The sequence below is a fragment of the Mesorhizobium sp. M7A.F.Ca.ET.027.03.2.1 genome (assembly GCF_003999175.1).
In the GTDB taxonomy this organism is placed as follows: domain Bacteria; phylum Pseudomonadota; class Alphaproteobacteria; order Rhizobiales; family Rhizobiaceae; genus Mesorhizobium.
Map to the genome: position 1 here is coordinate 1 of NZ_RZOM01001333.1, position 1,387 is coordinate 1,387.

Annotated in this window: 2 protein-coding genes; both read right to left on the reverse strand. The window is 60.9% G+C overall.

What is annotated here, in order from left to right:
• Positions 1 to 752, reverse strand: a 752-nt coding sequence (locus EN750_RS34385; RefSeq protein WP_245482892.1) for a DUF3592 domain-containing protein, incomplete at its 3' end; no start/stop codon positions are given.
• Between the two features lie 118 nt (positions 753 to 870).
• Positions 871 to 1,387 (reverse strand): class I SAM-dependent methyltransferase (locus EN750_RS34390; RefSeq protein ID WP_145968199.1); only part of this gene is annotated, 517 nt, incomplete at its 5' end.

Sequence of the window (1,387 nt, forward strand, 5' to 3'; positions counted from 1 at the left end):
CGATCGGCGCTGTAGCGCTGGCCGGCGACGCCATAGGAGTAGACGATTCGGGATTTGAAGACGGTGCGCCAGCGGCCATAGCCTGAATGGTTTCGGAGCGCCTGCAGACCTGAAGTGTCGATGCAGCCAACCACGATCGGCCATTTTGCCGCCTGCTCGGCCAACGCTTTCTGGGCGAAACCCATGCTCAGGATGAACAAGCCCATAAGAAGCAGCAACGCCGCGGCACCGAGATTCTGCGGCTTGGGCAAATGCGGCCCGATCGCTTCCAGAACACCGCCGACGGAAAACACCAGCACAACCGCGCCGAACACTAGGCCGGCCGAGAGTTGGACCATGAACTTGAAGGCGCCGTCCGGCAGGGTGCGCTCTATCACCGCTTTGCTCGGATCGGCCGGATTGTAGAAGACAGTCACCTCCGCGCCGCGGGGAAACTGGGCAAGGGTTTCAGCGACTTCGAAATTCCCCAAATTCTCTTTCACGCTGTAGCGCGAGCTTTGAAATTTCTTGCCGCCGACCTTGTATTCGAAGGTTATCGCCGGAAAATTGCGCATTTCGGTGGTGTCAGTGCTGTCCGAACCAACGCCCGAGTTTCTGACCTCACGTGCCTCGACGCGCGACGAGATGATCTTTCCCGGCGTCGGCAGCCAGCGGCTGAGCGCTTTCACCTCTCGCCATTTCATGAAGGTGATGAACGACAGCGCGCCCGCGACCACGCACGCAAAGCCGACAAGCATGATCTTGAGTTCCAACTCGTCTCCCCCCAGGAGTGCAGGAACTCGCACATAGACAGCATGGCGGCGGCAATGTCTTGTATTTTCGCAAATCTGAAAAGGCTGAGCAGCGCAAACGGCAACAGCCCACGCCGCGTCATGCAGGCTTCACGGCCAGGAACGTGTTCCATTCTTCGCTATCGCGGCCGACGTTGAAATCGTCCCTGATGAGGACGAGCCCGGCGCCTTCGAGACGGGCCGCGAAGTCGTCCCTGCACCAGTAGACCGTATGATATTCGCCTGATGTCTCGCCGTCGCCATTGCGCATCGAGACGAGGAAGGCGCCGCCCGGGCGCAGCGACCCGGCTATCTTGGCAAGCACCTGGTCGGTCTCAACGCGAGGCACATGGATGAGGACGCACAGGGCCAGGACCGCGTCGTAGGGGCCGCCGAGATCATCGGTGATGAGATCGAGCAACTCGCCATGCTTGCCACGCGCGGCCTGCAGTTCCAGAAACCGCTTGGTCGCGTCGGTGCGCCGGACTTTGACACCCAAAGTCTCCAGAAAATCCGCGTCGTATCCGGCTCCGGACCCGACTTCCAGAATCCGGCCGCCTGTACCGGCGATTGCCACCAGGCGCTTGAGCGATGCCTGCTCCCTCTCGTTGGGAGCA